The 17,666-nt window shown below is 44.4% G+C and carries 22 protein-coding genes; 11 read left to right on the forward strand and 11 right to left on the reverse strand.

All coding sequences use genetic code 11. The annotated features are described in order from the left end of the window. The first annotated feature begins 171 nt into the window (after window positions 1-171). Window positions 172-390, forward strand: a complete 219-nt coding sequence (locus QUB24_RS21670; protein ID WP_333155331.1) for a hypothetical protein — start codon at window positions 172-174, stop codon at window positions 388-390. A 106-nt stretch (window positions 391-496) separates the two neighbouring features. Continuing rightward, window positions 497-709 carry a hypothetical protein gene (locus tag QUB24_RS21675; RefSeq protein WP_333155333.1) on the forward strand — a complete coding sequence of 71 codons (213 nt, stop codon included), beginning with the start codon at window positions 497-499 and terminating at the stop codon, window positions 707-709. A gap of 196 nt (window positions 710-905) precedes the next feature. On the opposite strand, the gene QUB24_RS21680 is transcribed toward QUB24_RS21675, so the two are convergent. Further along, window positions 906-1,049 carry a chlorophyll a/b-binding protein gene (locus tag QUB24_RS21680; RefSeq protein ID WP_096831166.1) on the reverse strand — a complete coding sequence of 48 codons (144 nt, stop codon included), beginning with the start codon at window positions 1,047-1,049 and terminating at the stop codon, window positions 906-908. Window positions 1,050-1,826: 777 nt separating this feature from the next. Between QUB24_RS21680 and QUB24_RS21685 the strand changes: the two genes are divergently transcribed. The 3 genes from QUB24_RS21685 to QUB24_RS21695 all read left to right on the forward strand — a co-directional run bounded on the left by QUB24_RS21685 (window position 1,827) and on the right by QUB24_RS21695 (window position 4,294). Beyond that, window positions 1,827-2,588 (forward strand): NYN domain-containing protein, encoded by a 762-nt coding sequence (locus tag QUB24_RS21685; RefSeq protein ID WP_333155336.1) that lies wholly within the window; start codon window positions 1,827-1,829, stop codon window positions 2,586-2,588. Between the two features lie 333 nt (window positions 2,589-2,921). Then, window positions 2,922-3,635 (forward strand): ribonuclease III, encoded by a 714-nt coding sequence (gene rnc, locus QUB24_RS21690; protein ID WP_333155337.1) that lies wholly within the window; start codon window positions 2,922-2,924, stop codon window positions 3,633-3,635. A 230-nt stretch (window positions 3,636-3,865) separates the two neighbouring features. Further along, entirely contained in the window at window positions 3,866-4,294 is a 429-nt protein-coding gene (locus QUB24_RS21695) for a DUF1824 family protein (protein WP_333155338.1), read from the forward strand. A 264-nt stretch (window positions 4,295-4,558) separates the two neighbouring features. Here QUB24_RS21695 and glgA read toward each other — a convergent pair whose 3' ends face one another. Continuing rightward, window positions 4,559-5,986: a glycogen synthase GlgA gene (gene glgA / locus QUB24_RS21700; protein WP_333155339.1), complete on the reverse strand. Its 1,428-nt coding sequence runs from the start codon at window positions 5,984-5,986 to the stop codon at window positions 4,559-4,561. A 121-nt stretch (window positions 5,987-6,107) separates the two neighbouring features. Continuing rightward, window positions 6,108-6,251, reverse strand: coding sequence for a hypothetical protein (locus QUB24_RS21705; protein WP_333155340.1), 144 nt, complete (start codon window positions 6,249-6,251; stop codon window positions 6,108-6,110). Between the two features lie 229 nt (window positions 6,252-6,480). Here QUB24_RS21705 and QUB24_RS21710 point away from each other — a divergent pair, with 229 nt between their 5' ends. The 4 genes from QUB24_RS21710 (at window position 6,481) to QUB24_RS21725 (ending at window position 10,535) form a co-directional block, all read left to right on the forward strand. Next, window positions 6,481-7,098 carry a COP23 domain-containing protein gene (locus QUB24_RS21710; RefSeq protein WP_015176452.1) on the forward strand — a complete coding sequence of 206 codons (618 nt, stop codon included), beginning with the start codon at window positions 6,481-6,483 and terminating at the stop codon, window positions 7,096-7,098. Window position 7,099: 1 nt separating this feature from the next. Beyond that, window positions 7,100-7,906, forward strand: coding sequence for a serine protease (locus QUB24_RS21715; RefSeq protein WP_333155342.1), 807 nt, complete (start codon window positions 7,100-7,102; stop codon window positions 7,904-7,906). Window positions 7,907-8,135: 229 nt separating this feature from the next. Beyond that, window positions 8,136-9,035: a serine protease gene (locus QUB24_RS21720; RefSeq protein WP_333155343.1), complete on the forward strand. Its 900-nt coding sequence runs from the start codon at window positions 8,136-8,138 to the stop codon at window positions 9,033-9,035. A 270-nt stretch (window positions 9,036-9,305) separates the two neighbouring features. Continuing rightward, window positions 9,306-10,535: a hypothetical protein gene (locus QUB24_RS21725; RefSeq protein ID WP_333155346.1), complete on the forward strand. Its 1,230-nt coding sequence runs from the start codon at window positions 9,306-9,308 to the stop codon at window positions 10,533-10,535. 369 nt (window positions 10,536-10,904) lie between these two features. Here the strand turns inward: QUB24_RS21725 and QUB24_RS21730 are convergent, their stop codons facing one another. Further along, the gene (locus QUB24_RS21730) at window positions 10,905-11,327 is read right to left on the reverse strand and encodes a retroviral-like aspartic protease (RefSeq protein ID WP_293274773.1); all 423 of its coding nucleotides are present in this window, start codon (window positions 11,325-11,327) and stop codon (window positions 10,905-10,907) included. Next, a complete protein-coding gene (locus QUB24_RS21735; RefSeq protein WP_333155350.1) occupies window positions 11,320-11,550 on the reverse strand; it encodes a hypothetical protein in 231 nt (76 codons plus the stop codon). Before QUB24_RS21735 ends, QUB24_RS21730 begins: the two co-directional genes overlap by 8 nt. A 180-nt stretch (window positions 11,551-11,730) precedes the next feature. On the opposite strand from QUB24_RS21735, the gene QUB24_RS21740 reads away from it, so the two are divergent. Then, window positions 11,731-12,060 (forward strand): DUF6883 domain-containing protein, encoded by a 330-nt coding sequence (locus QUB24_RS21740; protein WP_333155353.1) that lies wholly within the window; start codon window positions 11,731-11,733, stop codon window positions 12,058-12,060. Window position 12,061: 1 nt separating this feature from the next. Further along, window positions 12,062-12,304, forward strand: coding sequence for a DUF4926 domain-containing protein (locus QUB24_RS21745; protein ID WP_015176446.1), 243 nt, complete (start codon window positions 12,062-12,064; stop codon window positions 12,302-12,304). Window positions 12,305-12,701: 397 nt separating this feature from the next. Here QUB24_RS21745 and QUB24_RS21750 read toward each other — a convergent pair whose 3' ends face one another. From QUB24_RS21750 to QUB24_RS21775, 6 genes are all read right to left on the reverse strand, one after another. Continuing rightward, window positions 12,702-13,526, reverse strand: a complete 825-nt coding sequence (locus tag QUB24_RS21750; protein ID WP_333155354.1) for a S1C family serine protease — start codon at window positions 13,524-13,526, stop codon at window positions 12,702-12,704. Window positions 13,527-13,886: 360 nt separating this feature from the next. Further along, complete coding sequence (hemC, locus tag QUB24_RS21755) at window positions 13,887-14,858, reverse strand: hydroxymethylbilane synthase (protein ID WP_333155356.1); 972 nt, start codon at window positions 14,856-14,858, stop codon at window positions 13,887-13,889. 200 nt (window positions 14,859-15,058) lie between these two features. Next, window positions 15,059-15,211 (reverse strand): hypothetical protein, encoded by a 153-nt coding sequence (locus QUB24_RS21760; protein ID WP_333155359.1) that lies wholly within the window; start codon window positions 15,209-15,211, stop codon window positions 15,059-15,061. Between the two features lie 341 nt (window positions 15,212-15,552). Further along, complete coding sequence (locus QUB24_RS21765; protein WP_333155360.1) at window positions 15,553-15,789, reverse strand: type II toxin-antitoxin system Phd/YefM family antitoxin; 237 nt, start codon at window positions 15,787-15,789, stop codon at window positions 15,553-15,555. A 93-nt stretch (window positions 15,790-15,882) separates the two neighbouring features. After that, window positions 15,883-16,887: a hypothetical protein gene (locus tag QUB24_RS21770; RefSeq protein ID WP_333155363.1), complete on the reverse strand. Its 1,005-nt coding sequence runs from the start codon at window positions 16,885-16,887 to the stop codon at window positions 15,883-15,885. Window positions 16,888-17,032: 145 nt separating this feature from the next. After that, on the reverse strand, window positions 17,033-17,593 hold the full coding sequence (locus QUB24_RS21775; RefSeq protein ID WP_333155365.1) for a hypothetical protein: 561 nt from the start codon (window positions 17,591-17,593) through the stop codon (window positions 17,033-17,035). Between the last annotated feature and the right edge of the window lie 73 nt (window positions 17,594-17,666).

Raw genomic sequence — 17,666 nt, forward strand, 5'->3', positions numbered from 1 at the left:
TGAGATCAGTATTCCTAAAGATTTATCGGGAAAATATAAGCTGGCAGGATTATTTTACTTTTTGTAACAACTCACTCGTCTTCATAAGTTCTTCAGGTTTTAGTTTTATGTTTAAGCAGAACGTCAGGGATCGCTCCTGACTGTTGGCAGACACATTGGGAGAAGACGACTATGCCCTCAGCTTACATTTTGCTACTAATAGTTTCTCTGGCAGCAGTCTGGGTTTACTGGCAAACCTCTCAAGATATTTTTGTGCTTGTGGCTTGGGCCGGGCTGGGTTGTTTTATTTGGGGTTTCTCTTGGGCTCCTTGGAGCGTTCAGCTTTTGATTGTGGTGTTACTGTTGGGCCTCCAAAAGTGCTACTTGCGTGGCGCTCAAAGCTGTGAGTGAAAGAGATTTTTTATTTTTGTGCCTGGAATTGAGATGTGCAGGCCTTCGTGAATCTCTCTAATGATTGGGTTATCGCTCCATATCTTCAAAAAAGGCTTAAAATATCATGAATAGTTGCCCTTGTTGCTCCTCTAAATTGCTCCGCCACGCTCGCCACAATCGCGTTTATTGGTTCTGCTCGCACTGCTGGCAGGAAATGCCCGATCTGTCGGAGATGATTTTACGTAACAGCGTGCGGAATCACAAACGCGATGGTTTGGTGAAGGTGGCGACTTTGACTCCTAAATTGAGGATTTTTGATTCTGTAGAAATTGCTTAGTTTGCTGGAGTTAGTCTCGCGATAAATATTGAGACGGAAAAGATTTTTGATTGTGCCATCTGTGGGATTTTTTGAGATAAAATGCACTCATCCCCTTCCGTGTGAATTGAAGGGGACTTATTAGCGGGGGATGAGTGCATTTGTGAAGGGGTCGATCGCCCCACTGAATTTCAGCTATTGTATGCAGTTAAGCTGATTACATCAAACCGATTTGAGAGAGAATGCCTTGACCAGTGATGTATTCGGTAGCTAAGCCGATAACGAAGCCCAACATTGCCAAACGGCCGTTCCAGGTTTCAGCAAACTCAGTGAAGCCAACTTTTGCGTCTTTGTTTTCCATGACCATAAACCTCGTTTAATTTCAACCTTATGTAACTAAACTTAACACAGCAGTACAAAGTTTGCAACATATTTTTACATTTACTGTTTAAATGCCGGAGATAAGCGGTAAGGGCACACGGGGAGAGGGGCTGGCGGGCGAGAGGAAGAAGGTTTTTTATGTGGGGACGGTCGATCGGGTAAAGTGTATCAGGGCGATCGGTGTCAAATTGGCGAAAACCTTGGTGAGATGTCTAAGGATGTAAGAAAATTATTTTGAGTGAATACTTGACATCCAATAATTAGAACGCTAGCCTAAAAGCACAGCTAAAACTAAATATCGCATTCAAAATTAAGGAATGTTGATTGAGTCGTCTTAGCTACACGGTTTATACAACTGGGGCAAGTTTCTAGCACCCCGTTGAGCGGAATGTGAGTCTAATGTCGTTTTAACAAGTTGATATAAGTTTGAGAAAATCGAAACATTATTGAGTTCTATTTCCCTTCGCGGAATGTGAGTCTAATGTCGTTTTAACAAGTTGATATCAAGCTTTAGAAAATCGAAACATTATTCAGTTTCCTTTCCCTTCAACCGGCTGCTACTAAGCTCGTTCCAGTTCTGTAAACCCTGTAGCTAAGACGCTAATCAAATCCCTACAAAATCAAAGTGTTTGGTGGTAACAGATTGTCTTGCGCGGAGATGTTCATTTTTGAGCAAACCCATAGATAAAACTCCATTAATGCTAGATGCGCGATAGATCGAGGCTGTCCAGTCAACCTCTTTGTAGGACATAATCAAATGAAGGAGCAGTTGCAGGCTTTAGTTTCTATTTACATCGATCTTCAGAACGCAAACTCAATTAAACATCTAGGTAGTCAATTGCTAGAATTTGCCAAAGTTGAGGGGAGCTTGATTGACGCAAAAATCTACTACAATTCACTCTGTCCCGATCAAGTCTCTGCAAAAAACAAGCTGCAAAGCCTTGGTTTTAAATGTATTGATGTTCCCTGTCCTCTAAAAAATAGTGCAGATAACCAATTGATGGCTGACTTTGTTAATGATCTTTACAGAAATCGGCCTCCCGATACAGCTATCCTTGTATCAGGAGATGGGGACTTTGTAAACTCGGTTCGCAATTTAAAAGATCGTGGCAAAAAAGTTATAGTCTTTGCTCAGCGAGGTAATGTTAAACAAAAGCTGAAAGAACTTGTAGGTAGTGATTTTCACTTTCTTGATGAATTGCCTAGCTTGATAGCAGCTAAGACTCAGCAGCAAATAGAAAATGTTCAGTGTCATCTCACTTACAATGAGGCTGTTGAGTATTTGATCGAAGCTATCAAAACAGCATTAAGCAAAGGGAAGGGTACAGGATTAGGTTTTATTAACAACCTAATGTTGCAGCTTTTTCCCAAGTATCAGGGAGTAACTTTTGTCTGCCAACATCAGGGAAAAACATTTTCACGCTTTAGCGAGTTGGTTAAGGCTGCCGTGAAAGATGGAAAAATCCTATTGCAGGATCAGCAATTGTTTGTAATAGAAGCAGACAGATTATCTGCATAAAGTTGCACAGTCCGCCAGGGAATGAATTCCCTGTCTCATAGCTAAAGTCGGTTAAAACCGACTGACATACAGTTAAAAAAACACAATTCTCAGTCCTCTTTAGAGGACTTTAGCTATGAGCCAGGGGTTTTAACCCCTGGCGGACTGACGGACTGGCGGACTAACGGACTAATAGTATAACCGCCAAATATCTGTTAAAATTTACCCGCCGCAGATAGCAAAAATCCAGTTTATTTGATAAACTAGATTCTCCAAACCAACCGCTATCTGCGGCTATTTCATGTCCACCTAATAACACCCAACTCCAAAAACAATAACCATTACAAAATTCCCATGCCATTAACTAATCCAACACAAGAACTCCAAATAACCCTTCCCGAATTCAATAATGAAAAACTGCTGCGCCAAGCGCTCACTCACCGTTCCTACGTCAACGAAAACCCCACATTCCGCGAAGAAGACAACGAACGCTTAGAATTTCTCGGCGATGCTTTGCTGACTTTTCTCAGCGGCGAATATCTCTATCAGCGTCATCCAGAAATGGGAGAAGACCAACTGACTCGCCGGCGTTCTGCATTAGTAGATGAAAAACAATTAGCCAGATTTGCTACTGAAATAGGTTTAGACTTAAAAATGCGGCTCGGAAAAGGAGCTTATCGAGAAGGTGGGATTACTAATCCAAATTTGCTCAGCAGCACTTTTGAAGCATTTATTGGCGCCTACTATCTCGACACGCAAGACATGGACAAAGTTCGCAACTTTGTGCAACAAATGTTTGATTCTGTTCCCGAAAATGTTGTGGAAACTCGATCGACTGTAGACTCGAAAAATCGCTTTCAGGAATGGGTACAGGCCAACGGTGACACGACTCCGCCCAAATACGTGACCGTCCAAGAAGGAGGCACACCCCACAAGCCGGAATTTCTCGCTAAAGTTTATGTTGCAGAGAAACTCTATGGAGAAGGTAAAGGCAAAAGCAAAAAAGATGCTGAGAAAAATGCGGCCGAAGATGCGCTAGCAAAGCTGAAAAAACGCGGATTGATCTAAATTTGAAAACATCGGTAAAAACTACTAGCTTTTTTGTGCGCTTCCGGCGTTGGCGTTAGCGAAGGAAAGCCAACGAAGACGATCGCCCGAATTGATGGCCAGAGCACACAATGGGCTATAATCAGGAATTGTGCAAGTGTTACCGCCGTCGATCGAGGGTTGCAATGGCAGAAATTCGTTGACGAGTACCCCAGTGTCGATCGTAATTTTGGGAAATATCAGAGCAATTCATGTCTACTCACAACCCGACTACCCTAACTGTTGAAGAAGCACAGCAAATCCTCAAAGATTTTACTTGTCTGGATATGCAATCTCTAGCATCGCCGCAGGAAAAACAGGCGCTGCGTCAAGCGATTTTGCTGGTAGCAAGTTTGTCGGATTATCAAATGTTGGGAGTGTGCGCTTCTTCGACGGATGAGGGGTTTTTAGCTTTAGAAGGTTATTTGAAAGCTTTGGGATATCAAGCTGTTTTAGATCCCAATGCTGTCTCTTCATTTACTGGTTCGGTTTATATTAAGTTCAATACTTTGAAGGGTTCGTATTATGTTGACGGTTATCCCGGAACTTACCGGGGCGTTTTGATTTCTTGTCAATCTTCCTCGGAAGGTGGAGTTAGTGGCACTTACGGTCATTTACCTCTCGATTTATTTGTTGATTAATTTGTCAGTAGTCAGTAGTCAGTAGTCATTAGTCCGTAGTCCGTAGTCAGTAGTCCGTAGTCAGTCGATCGATTAAATTGAATCAAAAACCGACTGAAAGCATCCAGGATACAAGCCCCCGGACTCATCCGTGAGGTCAATGCTTCAATTCTTTAATCTAAAATCTAAAATCGATTGACTGATGCACCTTACTAAGCTTTAGGGTGCGTCAGCCCGCCCTTCGATTCAGTTGAATCAAACACCGACTGACGCACCTGACTAAGATTAACCTTTACCAACGATCAATTCTGCCTCTGATGCCGGTGTGGTTTCTTCGGGCGGCAATCCCAAAATATCGCTGTACAAGTTGACGTATTTCCTGGCCGAAATATCCCAGCTAAAATCTTCTCTCATGCCACGCTGTTGCAGTTCTCTCCACTTATCTTTGTAGCGGAAACCTTCCCAAGTTCTGATCATGCAGGTGAACAAGTCGAGGGGCTCGTAGCGATCGAAACAGTAACCGGTACCGGTATTGTCGATCGGGTTGTTGTGGGAAACGGTATCGACTAAACCGCCGGTGCGGCGAACCATTGGCACACACCCGTAGCGGAGGGCGAGCATTTGGCTAATGCCGCAGGGCTCGAAACGGCTGGGCATCAGGAAGCTGTCGCAGCCTGCGTAAACGCGCCGGGAGAGGGCCTCGTTGTAGAGTAGTTGGGTGGACATCCGACCGGGATAGCGGGCTGTCATTTGCCAGAGTTGGGTTTCGTAGTAGCGATCGCCCGTTCCCAGTACAATAAATTGAGCGTCGGTATAGGCCATGAACAGATCGAGCATTTGAATTATCAAATCCAATCCCTTCTGTTCTACCAGCCGCGTCACCATGCCGATCAAAAAGGCATTTTTATTTACTTCCAAACCGACTTCTTCTTGCAGCGCAATTTTATTAGCGGGGCGCTTTTCAATAGTATCAGCACTAAATTGTTGATGGAGGTACTTGTCAGTTGCTGGATTGTAAGATTCTGTATCAATTCCATTCAAGATGCCCGATACTTTACCGCCGAGGTAAGACAGCAAACCTTCCAAAGTTTCCCCATAAGCTGGGGTTTTGATTTGCTCGGCGTAAGTCGGTGAAACTGTATTTACTCGATCGGCAAACTGTACTGCGGCAGCCATTGTATTGTGACCTTGCATATACCAAGGACACCAAGTCATCTGCTCCAAACGCCAGCGCCACGGCCCTTGATAAGCTAAATTGTGAATAGTAAAAACCGTGCTGATATCGGGATCTTGGCTCATCCAAACCGGTATCATCCCCGTATGCCAGTCGTGACAGTGGATAATTTGGGGCTTCCAATGATTCCAGGCAAATTCAGCCGCAGCATTGGCAAAGAAAGTGAACCTCCAATCTTCATCTACACCGCCGTAAACGCGGCGCGGCAAGAAAGATGGATGTTGTAATAAGTATAAAGGTACATCGGTTCCCGGCAAAACAGTTTCAAACACCGAGAAGCTTTGGAACATGGCAGACCCATCCCAAACAGGTTTTTTGGGAACGTCCATTTTGTCGGGGACGAAACCGTAGTAGGGCATGAAGATACGGACATCGTGGCCCATGCGCCGCAGAAATTTCGGCAAAGCGCCGACGACATCGCCCATACCGCCCACTTTGGCGAGGGGTGATGCTTCGGCGGATACAAATAAAATACGCATTATTTTTTTGTGTTCCTTGAGATTGTTACTCTAGATTAAGTTTAAATGGCGAGTGGCACAATATTAACGCGCCTTCCAAAAACAAGTATAAATCTGAGTTGCTGTAGCGATCGCACTTTACTCAAGAATGCGATCGCCCTTTTTCCATCCGCGTCGCTGTGCGGTGAAAAAAATAGCGATCGCCCCACCTTTTACTAGCCAAAAACTTATTTCTGATTGAGGCGTTGACAGGCTGTTGAAAAGGATTTACAATAATGATTAACAATAGAGAAAAAAACTCAAGTGTATCTATTAGTGTATCTATTGTAGCTGTACGGTTGTGAATATCGACAGCATTTGACCTTAAAAACTACTGAATATCAAGTCACTGCGCCTAGTCTGTGACGAATGTGAGTTTCGCGGGGCTGGGGGAAGTGGCAAAGAACTTTGTATCTTTTTGCCACTTCCCCCAGCCTGTTGTTTTAGGAAACAAATTGTAATGTGAGGTAAAGTTGATGAAAAGTGAGATTAAACGACAATTTCTAACTGTCTTAGCGGGGGCGATCGCGATCGGCAGCCTAGCTTTGAGCGCTAAACCCAGCCAAAGCCAATCAGCGTCAGGCTTTATGTGTGACACATCCTCCGGTTCACCATCGACGGTTTACCAAAACCGCCAAGGGGTACGGGAGGTTTGGATTAACTGGGTTTCCGACTACTTCCGCGACTCTGGCTACGATCCCATGACGCGCTGCCGCGAAGTTAGCGGGCGCTTGGAAACCTTCCGCCAGAACAAACAGCTAAAGTTTGTGACAGTTGGCTACATGAACGGACAGCGAGTGATTTGCACCGCTAGTCAAGTCAACTCACGCTGCGACGGCTTAATTTATACACTCAAACCAGGTCAAGACGCGGTTCGCACATTGTATCAATTCATGGGGTTGCGCGAGGGGCAAGCGGGTGCGCCGGCCCTGTCTGAAAGCGATGCGATGCCTTACATTGACGCGCGCCCGCGGTTAGGGGACGAAGGCGGCAACTCTGTAGCGCCTCCTGCGCCGGCTAACAATCAGCCAGCACCGGCTAACAATCAGCCGGCACCTCAACAGCCCACTGGTGGTGGAATGCGGGAGCTTTAAGGTGAGCAATTTGCTACGCATCGTGGCAATTTGTGCGATCGCGGCGAGTCTTTTTCCAATAAGAATCGCCGCTCAACCGGTGATGACGAATTATGGGGTTGCTGATAGTCAAAGTGCCAATATTGAGCGCTTGGCGAGGTTGATGACGGTGCGAATTTTAACACCGAATGCTTCTGGTTCCGGGGCGATCGTCCGGCGACAGGGGCAAGTTTATACGGTGCTGACGAGTTGGCACGTTGTGGCTTTCAGCCAGCAGCATACCATTATTGCGCCCGACGGCCAGAGGTATCGGCTTTTGAGAGCGCCGTTGCAGTTGGGAAATGCGGATCTGGCGATCGTCCAATTTCGCAGTTCCATTCAGTATCAAGTAACCAGAATTAGCACTGATTTATTAACAGTAGGAGAACCTGTATTTGCCGCAGGATTTCCGATGTATCGGGGAGGTAGTTCAACTACTACATTCGACCAAGGAATTCGGGCATTTCGGTTTACTCAAGGTGTTGTATCAGTGCTGCCGCCAAAATCACTCGCTCAAGGCTATCGTTTGGGTTACACAAATGATATTGCTGTCGGGATGAGTGGCGGGCCAATTTTTAACAGTCAGGGGTTATTAATTGGCATTAATGGGCGGGTAAAAAATCGCGATCCAGATTTTGGAGTGTATGCGTTTGAAGATGGAACAGAACCGTCAGGGACAATGTTAGAGCAAATGGTTAATTCTAGTTGGGGAATTCCAATTAGTACCTATTTGCGATTTATTTCGTCTTACAGTCGATCGGCGAATTACCCACTATCCGCCAGGGATTAAAATCCACGGGGCTTTTAGCTAAAGTCCTCTAAAGAGGACTGAATTTTTCAGTCACTCGGCGATTGAAATCGCTTCTACAAAAACGAAGTCCGCCTACGCGGACTAAGAAATAAGCGGGATATTTAGTCCACTTAAGTGGACTTCAGCTTTGAGACAGGGATTTCAATCCCTGTCGGATCGGCGAGAAAGTGCAAGATATTTAGTTTCAGATTATCAACGGAGTTAGTTTATGAATTTAGGTTTTAATCGGTCTAATTACATTCCTGGAATTATAGCAGGAACGGTAGCGGTAGCAACAATTGTAATCAGTCAGCCCGCGATGGCAAAAACGGCGAGAGAAGTAGCTCGAATTGCAGTTCCTACTACAGTACAAATTAATAATACTCTAGCTACTGATAAAGGCGGTTCTGGGGTAATCATTGCTAAGAAAGGCAAGATTTACACGGTGTTGACGGCGAATCATGTGGTGATAAATCCTAATTCCGAGTACGTGATTGTTACTTCTAAGAAGAAAGAGCATAAAGTGACGGAAGTTAAGGGTTTTCAGAATAATGACAGCGGGCCGGATTTAGCAGTTGTGATGTTTGAGAGTGACGAGGAATATTCAGTTGCACCGATTAGTAATTCCGATGAAGCCGAAATCGGTTCAGGGGTTTATATTTCGGGGTATCCTTTGCCTGCGGGTGTGGGGAGTCAAGAACGGGAATATCAGTTTACGAATGGGCAAGTTACTAATGTGCGATCGAGTAACGATCAAGGATATACGATGCGTTACGACGCAGTGACGCGGCGGGGAATGAGTGGTGGGCCAGTATTTGATGTTAGCGGCCGAGTGATTGGAATTCACGGACAGGGAGATACAGTTGGTCGAGTGCAAAATGAGGCTGGGGGAAGGCAAGAAGAAGTAAAAACGGGGTTTAATTCAGCGATTCCGATTAATACTTTTGTGGGGATGATGTCGCAGGTAGGGATGGAGAAATCTGCTTTGAAGGTGGATGAGAAACCTGCGGAAAATGCGGATGCGGAAGAGGTAAAACCTGGGGAGGCGCAGGGTTGGTTTGGAGATTTTGCTCAAGAGGTATTTAAGGATGTGATTCAAAGGGGAATTCGGAGGATTTTGCCGTTTTAAATTTGTAGGGGCGGGCGATGCCCTGAGCGTAGCCGAAGGGTTCACCGATCAATTTTGCCACCCACCGATAATCTTAATAAACCCGCCCCCACCCAACCAATAACTCCCGAATAACTATTCCCGCCTCACCGTTAAATTCAATTAATTCTTGATTTTTGCGTGGGATGGGGGCGGGTTTAAATATTTTTTTGATGGGTGGCAAATATCCGGGCGAACCCGCCCCTACGAGGTTAATGAGAAGATTATTTAGTCATTTAGTTGAGGTAAATTATGCGTCGTATTCGTCTTTTTGCTCTGGGTATTGTCAGTTTTATTACTGTTTTAATGGGTGCTTTGCTGGCTCCTGGTACGTTTGTCAATCGGGCTTTATCGGCTGCACTTTGTAGTGTTTTTAGTTTTAATTCTACTATTTGCACGGTGAATTTAGTTAATTCGTCCGATCGGGTGGTGGCGGCGACTCCGCCTGCTGTGGAAAGGAATATTGCGGATTGGTTGGTGCAGCGAGCTCCGGGGGAGTTTGATGATGCACCGAGTGCGCCTCCTGGGAGTAATCCACAAGCGCCGCCTTTTCCTCAAGATCCGGGGCCAAATATTATCAGACCAGAGTTTAATGATCCGGGTTCACGAATCGATCCTTCTCTCATGCGGCCTTTGCCTCCACCTGATGTTACGGGAAAATGTGATTTTTCGATTGTTGGTACAAGTCGAGAGGATCAGAAATGTTTTGGGGCGGTTGGAAATCAATGCGAAGGAGGTGTCCCTATCTATCCGCCCCGGTATAACAATGATACGTGTATGGTTGAAATGTATGCCACACCAGGAAGTGCGAGACATGACGACTGCTGCGTGAACAACCCAAGGGGTTATGCGTGCGGTGGATTCGGAAATCGACACCATACAGAAGATCCTAATACTTCGGTGTGTAAGAATGATTGGGATGAAGCAGTACATAATGTAACATCTGATTATAACCTTGATCAAGGTATATATAAAGATTCAGGTAGACTTCAATCTAATGGCATACAAAATCCTCATAGAAATTTACTTGAGCGGAGCAGACTACCAGTCCAAAGATACGGTCATTGGCAGGAGTATGGCCCATACTACAGCTTAACTGGAACTTGGACTGCGAAGAGAGACCCTTTTTATACCGCTGATCGAGAACCAGGATGCCATCCTGGTTCAATAGGCGCACCTTCTTTTGGAGCGAATGAATTTATTATGGTTCAGTCAAGACAGAGTATCAGCATACCCGGTAATTTTGGTGGATGGTCAAGCACTACGGGTAGCAAGGGATATGGATCTGCGGCAGGTGGCACAGTATCAGGCAAGGTATTTACTCTCAGCTCAACAGAAGGAGGTTTCACAAGTGAACATACAGGAACTATTAGCAGTGTTAAAGATGGTCGTAATACAATAACTGGTCGAGTGGTTTGCAGCCATAGTTCTGGATCAGCTAAGGCTGAAGGTTCTTTTACATTCACAAGGAAGAAATCCTGATGAATTAGTAGAATCTGTAGCGGCGGGTTTTTATCATTGGTCGATGGTGTCAAATATCTAGGCGAACCCTTCGGCTACGCGGTTCCTGAGCGGAGTCGAAGGGCAGGGCATCGCCCGCCCCTAAAGGCTTTTCCAAAAAACAGGCGATCGCTGTGTCAATAGTAAAATTTACTTGGCTCGATCGTTCGTGCTATAATCTAAAAATAATCTTTGTAATTACCAATTCAGGTCTTGCTAAAAATAATATATAATTTTTATTCGTTCGCGATCGCTCTTTTCATGCCTTTTCAAAAAAAGAGCGATCGCCCCTAAAGATATTATGAGGCGATCGCTCTTTTGTGTGGAAGGGCGACCCCTTATAACCACCTATTAGTGAGATTGCTTAGGTGCAATTTCAAATCCTAGTTCAGATACATAAAAACAAACATCAAACTCTGCCAAAAAATTTAACCTTCCTAAAATGAGCGGCATATTTCTTTGTCTAGTCCAAGCAAAAGCCAAGTTAACTGGTGCAAACCTGCTGACTGTCCCTGACAACAACAAAGCCCTAGCCTCGATATTTGCCAGATTTCCAGATAAAGAAATAACAAAGGTTTGTTCGTCCCAAACAGCCCCTAATTGTAAACCAATTTCATAAGGCAAAACATTCATGCTTGCCCCAGTATCCAGCAACCCCATCATTTCAATTGACTGGTTTCGATAGCTTAATATTATCGGTAAATAAGGCGCATAAGATACCTCGCCAAAGCGATCGAATTTAGAGGCAAAAGAGTATTTTTCACCATTAAGCATTTTGCATTTGCTTTTGTTCCTCTAGAAACTGTGCCAATTGACGTGCTCCTTCATCGGAATTATGCAACATCTCAAAATAATTATCTTTAGACTCTAAGTTAGCCAAATCTTCTTCTTTTGCTAACTCAGAAACCAAAAATTCTATTACTCTTAATTTATCCACACGGGATAAATGACCAAGCAGAGGAAATAATTGTGCAATTGGCATAATTAAAATTTCCATTTATATTCATCTTATTCAGATTACCACCTGTTTTACGCTTTTGTCAAGCTCATCGCTTTTTTGGGGAAGTGCGATCGCTATTATCAAGCGTAAAATTTATTTTACTCGCTCGCTCGTGCTATATTCTAAAAATAATAGATAATTTTAAATTAATCGTACTAATTTTACCACATTAAGTAAGTGAAACTACCAAATGATACCATTATTGCTGAAGTAAAAATAACTCAGTATTTGCTCAAGTTCTTAGTAGAAGATGATAAATCTTTGTTTCTTGCACGAGCCAATTACACCCTAGACAACTGGCAACAACTAGAACAAGACTTAAAAGAACAAATTTTGCCTCTGGATGCAACACCAACCGAACAAACGCGCTATGGTAATAAGTATGAAATTCGCGGCACGTTAACTGGCCCTAACGGAAGAGGTCTGCCAGTAGTAACTATTTGGATGACTGAGTTTCCCTCGCAAAAAACCAAGTTTATCACCCTATATCCCAATAAGGAGGTATAAAATGAAATTTCCTTTGTTTAAAAGAGTAGCATTACGAACCGATGTACCCAAGTACAAACTCTGTCGAGGAGATATTGCCACTATTGTTGAGCATCATCCCCACCCCGATGAGGATGGCTACAGTCTCGAAGTTTTTAATGCTTTAGGTGAAACTATAGCTGTAATTACCTTAGCTGAGTCGGAAATTGAACCGTTGATGTCTAATGAAGTTTTGCGTGTCAGGACTTTGACTGAGGCTGCATAAACAGTCCTGGACGCACGGGCGGTCAGAAACCGGGTTTGTTACCAAATCTGCGATGTTCCAACGAAGTATTTTGATAAAAAAACCCGGTTTTTTGGCTCTGACTTCCAAGTAATAGAAGTAGCACTGAAGTTATTGCGGAGTCTGGAACTAGAGTCTGCCTACCGAGAAGCATCTCTAGAAAATGACCCGGATTGGGACGCGACAGTTGCAGATGGACTGACAGATGAAACGTGGTGAAATTTACTATATATCTGCGATCTAAAATAGCGAGAACTCTTTCGCAAAAAACAGGCAATCTTTCTTATCCCATCTGCGTTTATTTGCGGTAAAAAAAGAACGATCGCCCTTATTTCGATCGAGGGCGATCGCCCGAATGACATATTACAGAAACTCCCGACTAATTCTGAGAATTGTCCTCAATAGTCTCCTCAAATCCCGCTAGAAAATCATCCAAAGCTTCAGAGGCGATCGCCAAATTAATACTGTCGGCATCTTCCAATCCCCAGGTATTCACACCAACCACTTGACCAGCCATATTAATCAACGGGCCGCCCGAATTTCCCGGATTAATCGCCGCATCAGTTTGCAACACCTTCACCTCAGCAACATCTTCTTCATCGTCGCCTTCTTCATATTCCTCTGGTTCGCGAATTGCACTCACAATACCTTGAGTTACAGTTGAAGCAAACTGCCCCAAAGGATTGCCCACAGCAATTACTCTATCTCCCACTTTCACATCCAAAGACAACTCTAGGGGAGGATATTCTTGGGGAGAGTCCACTTGTTCCCCTGTGTTCGGGTCGAAGGTAAAATCGCTAATTAAGAGTAATGCTAAATCTTCTTCAGCATTACCAGTAAACACCACTTCGGCTAATCTCAATTTTCCGTCGTGAGTTTCCACTAAAACCTGTTCGATTTCATCTTCTTCATAGAAGTAATCTTCATCGGCAATATCTTCTACAACGTGATAGTTCGTGACAATTATGTCCGGCGATACAAAGAACCCGCTTCCTGAAGAAATCTCTTCTTCTGTATCCCAATCCATGACGTAAATTGAAACTACGGACGGCAAGACTTGCTCGACTACATCCGAAAAACTTCCGGCTTGAGTTTTGAACTCTTTCAATTGCTTCTGCAAAGCTTGTTGGTCTGCCTGCATTTTGCTATAAAGTTGCTGAACCTTTTTCAATTCCAGCTTTAATTGAGTTTCTCTAGCGCTCATATTTGGCTTTTACCTGAAATAAATTGCTGATTAATTTTCGATGTTTGATTGTAGATTTTGGATGGGGATGTTAAGAATTATAGGACTTACGAAAAAAAATCGGTTTTTACCATAAATCTTGGGCTATACAGCGAGACTTACATCAGAAACCGGGTTGCTCAACACCCGTGCGGAGCGTCCTAAATTAGTCAGATATTTTTGAAATCTATCGCGCAAGTCCTACCTAAAATCCCATCAAAAATCTACAATCTGACTGCTACTCTACCTGTTTTGCCAAAGCAAACCGCCTGTTCTGTTTATTTTATTACAAAAGGCGATATATCGCGTCTAAAAGCATTGACAAAGAGATGCCGATCGGTTTTAGGAACCACGTTGAACTTCGACAAATATTTCCTCCAAAATTGCACTAGCACCCTGTTGGCGCAAGCGGTGAGCGAGGTCAATTCCGATCATTTCAGCAGTCTCGGCGGCGCCGGAAACACTATCTTTGACGAATCGCTGGCCGTCGAGACTCGATACCATTCCGGTTAAGGTTAATTGACCGTTTTCTATTTTGGTATTGACGCCGATCGGCACTTGACAGCCGCCTTCTAACTCCCGCAGGAATGCGCGTTCAGCATAACATCTTTGGGCGGTTTCCGAGTGTTCGAGAGCTTTAATCAGTGCCATGATTTCTGTGTCTCCGGCGCGGCATTCGATGCCCAAAGCACCTTGTCCTACGGCGTGAAGGGAGATTTCAGCAGGGATAATTTGGTGGATGCGATCGCCCATTCCCAATCTTTCCAATCCGGCAACTGCTAAAATAATCGCGTCGTAACCGCCCTCATCTAATTTAGCGAGTCTAGTATTGAGATTGCCGCGAATATCTTTAAATTCAAAATGAGGGAAATGGTGCCGCAGTTGAGCCAGCCGCCGCAGGGAAGAAGTGCCGATTACTGCACCTTCTGGGAGAGTGTCGAGTTGCTTGTCTTTGTGCTTGGAGTGAACTACCAGGGCGTCAGCGGGATTTTCCCGTTCGGTGACGCATCCTAAAATTAAACCTTCGGGCAAATTAGTAGGCAAATCTTTGAGGGAATGAACGGCAAAGTCCGTTTCATTGTTAATCATTCCCGTTTCTAATTCTTTGGTGAAAAGTCCTTTATCGCCAATTTTAGCGAGGGCGACATCAAGTATTATGTCCCCTTGGGTGGACATGGTGTGGACTTCAAAAGTGTGTTGCGGGAAGTGTTTCTGTAGCTGTTCTTGCACCCAGTGGGTTTGCACGAGAGCGAGTTGGCTTTTGCGGGAACCGATGCGAACGGTTCGGGAAGGGGCAGATGTGGTTGGGGACATAAGATCGATCGGAGGATAGCTTGAAATCAGCCAATATATTCACCTGATCTAGCGTACCGCAGGTGGGGACTTTAATTGCTGGTTGGGATAATTCGGGCGATAAAATAGAAATACCAAATTTTGACCGCCTGTTTGAAAAAAGGATGCAACGGTAGGCAAGCTCCAAACCTTTACATAATAAGCCATTGCCAATCTAAAATCTAAAATCTAAAATCTAAAATGGTATGACCGCCAGTAGCAGTGAGTCTTGATGATGTTTCCCATCCAGCATTGGGAGTCGCTGGCATGGGGGCGATCGACATTCCGAAGCAAAGCCTGCCGGCGATGTATGATTTACTGAGATGTTGCACCATTGTCAATAAGCGTTTTAGGAACGGGCAAGATGCCCGTTCCACAAGAAAATCTACTCTTTGTGGAACAGGCCGGAAAGCCTGTTAAGCGAGAATGGTGCAAGATGTGAGATTTACCTAGCGTCGAGCCGGATGAACCTGGTTGACATGAGGAGTTAGCTTAGCTGCAGCGAGAAAGAATTAGCTTAAAGATTGCGGGATTTGGGGAGAGAAATGTAGTGGCGAGGGGAAAAGGGCGATCGTATTTATTTGTAGCAGCTTCGTTGACCAAAGGGATCTCGAACTTTTAGCCCTCAGCTACGGCAATTAATAACTGAACTTTACTTTAATAATATCTATATAAATCAATACCGTGCTTCCTCCCTTAGCCTAATGACTGTTGCACTCATTGGCTCGCCCTTGACATTAAGGGAGTTTCGGAATGCTTTACGCCTAGCTAACCGCTGCTCCTTGGATAGCGGCGGGACTACGCGAGCTACTACTTGGCCTTCCTGTAGGATTGTCACTTCTTCTCCTTTTGCCACCTTTTCCAAGATAGCTTGCAGACTCTGCTTGGCTTCTTCAACGCTAATCGCAGGCATCTCATTAGTTTTTTAGGTACTTTTTAATTGTACAGCAACGGGATATTTAATGCGAAAAAGGTCGCGCGTACCTTTTCCATTTCCCACCACAATTTAACGTTGCCCTGCTTGAAGTGCAGAATTTGCTATCTGGACAACTTCTTGCTGCCGTGCGTTTTTCCTTGTGACTCGGTACAGCACCCCCAGCCTTTGCCACTCAACAAAAGCAGTGCAGTAAGCACCGCAATTATTGAAATAAATCCCCCTGAATCCGCCTGCCAATTCAACGCTTCTGTAAGTATCCTGCGGCAATTGCGAAGGAGGCGAAAACGGTTCATTTCTTTTAGCTTCGATTGTGCCGAAATAACAAGATCCCGCGCGGCATCCTTTGCCTAAATACATTCCCACAATGTAACCGTTGGCACCGGCTTGCACATCAAAATCCAGTTGCTGAATGTCAGATAAAGGAAGTCTACTAGGAAGAAAAACAGGCACTCGCGTTTTGCCTTTGATTTGTCTAAAGATGTTACTAGCAGGAAAACGACTGTTAGCTTGGTTTGCACCTGAGTTATCGGGGATTTGGGGAAACTTTTGCACAAAATTCCTCCACTGCACAACTCTATTTTTAGCAATGTTCAAAGTGGGAATAGAGTATTTTTCTAGCGCAAAAGAAGGGCGACCATTTTTCAGGTTGAAGCTGCGGCGAATCACTGTACTTTCTGGTTTCCCTAAGCCGTAAGCTGTGGCTATGGAACGGGCGAGATTGCAGCTAATTTTGAAGCGTCCCATCTCAATATTGCCATTTTCCGCTTGATAAGACCAATTGTAACCCTCAGAAGCACGATCGCGATCGCACAGAAAATGAGAAATCTCAAACATCTTGGCAATATGAACATCGTACAACCGCAACTTGCGGCTGCCGACAGATTTTGCAGTATTGCGATCGGGTACAATAAATTGTATCGGTTGCCAGCTATCTTCAGGGGAATAATTAAACCAGCGGATTTCTGTAATCGGGAGTTGAGTCCTTGCTAACGCTGAGTTTGGTGTCAAAGGTGCGATGGTAAAAGCAGTCACCACACAAGCAAAAATCGCCGCAAATAGCCATCTTCTCCTCATCCTGATTTCCCCCTAAGTAGGTCAGCGCAAAAAAACCATAGCATCTTGTAAGAGGCGAGTGCGAGTTAAGATATATCATACAATAACGGTCAGGTACGCACGGAGCACCCTACAGATAGAAGTTGTGCGTCCCCGACTACAAAACTTAACGCTTCCGAGCTAGAATAGCAGAATTTGCTATTAAAATTAAATCAGATTCTCGTCCGTTCTTAAGGGCTACGGTATACATAAAACCCTGACTTTTCCACTCAAGTGTTGCTGTGCAGTAAGCCCCGCAACCATTGTGAAAAACTCCTTTCACTCGGTCAGCCAGTTGAACATTTTTTAAAGTCTTAGTTACCCCTTCTACTTTAGTAGAAAACTCACCGCCTTTCTCACCTCGAATTTCCCCAAAAGTGCAAGCTCCCGCACCTCGGCAATCTGCTGTATACTCCATTGAAATAGTATAGCTGTCCGTTTTTGCTTGGCTTTGATAGTAAAGCTTCTGGGAAATAGGAAGCCGGCTGGGGAGGAAAATGGGTACTTGTGTTTTGCCTTTTAACTTTTGCAAAATTTGACTTACCGGAACAACAGTACCCGCTACAGCAACAGATTGGGTTTCCGGCGGCCGCTGCGACAATTCGCACGCACCAAAAACTCGCGATACAGGTACTAAAACAGTCAATACACACGTAGAAGTCGCCAAAAGTAATAATTTATTGTTCATTATTTTTTTCCTTACTGTCGAAATAGTCCGGTTTTTCGGTGAAGCGCATTCACCTATTTACAACCCTACTCCA

The organism is Microcoleus sp. B9-D4, assembly GCF_036705105.1.
In the GTDB taxonomy this organism is placed as follows: Bacteria; Cyanobacteriota; Cyanobacteriia; order Cyanobacteriales; family Microcoleaceae; genus Microcoleus.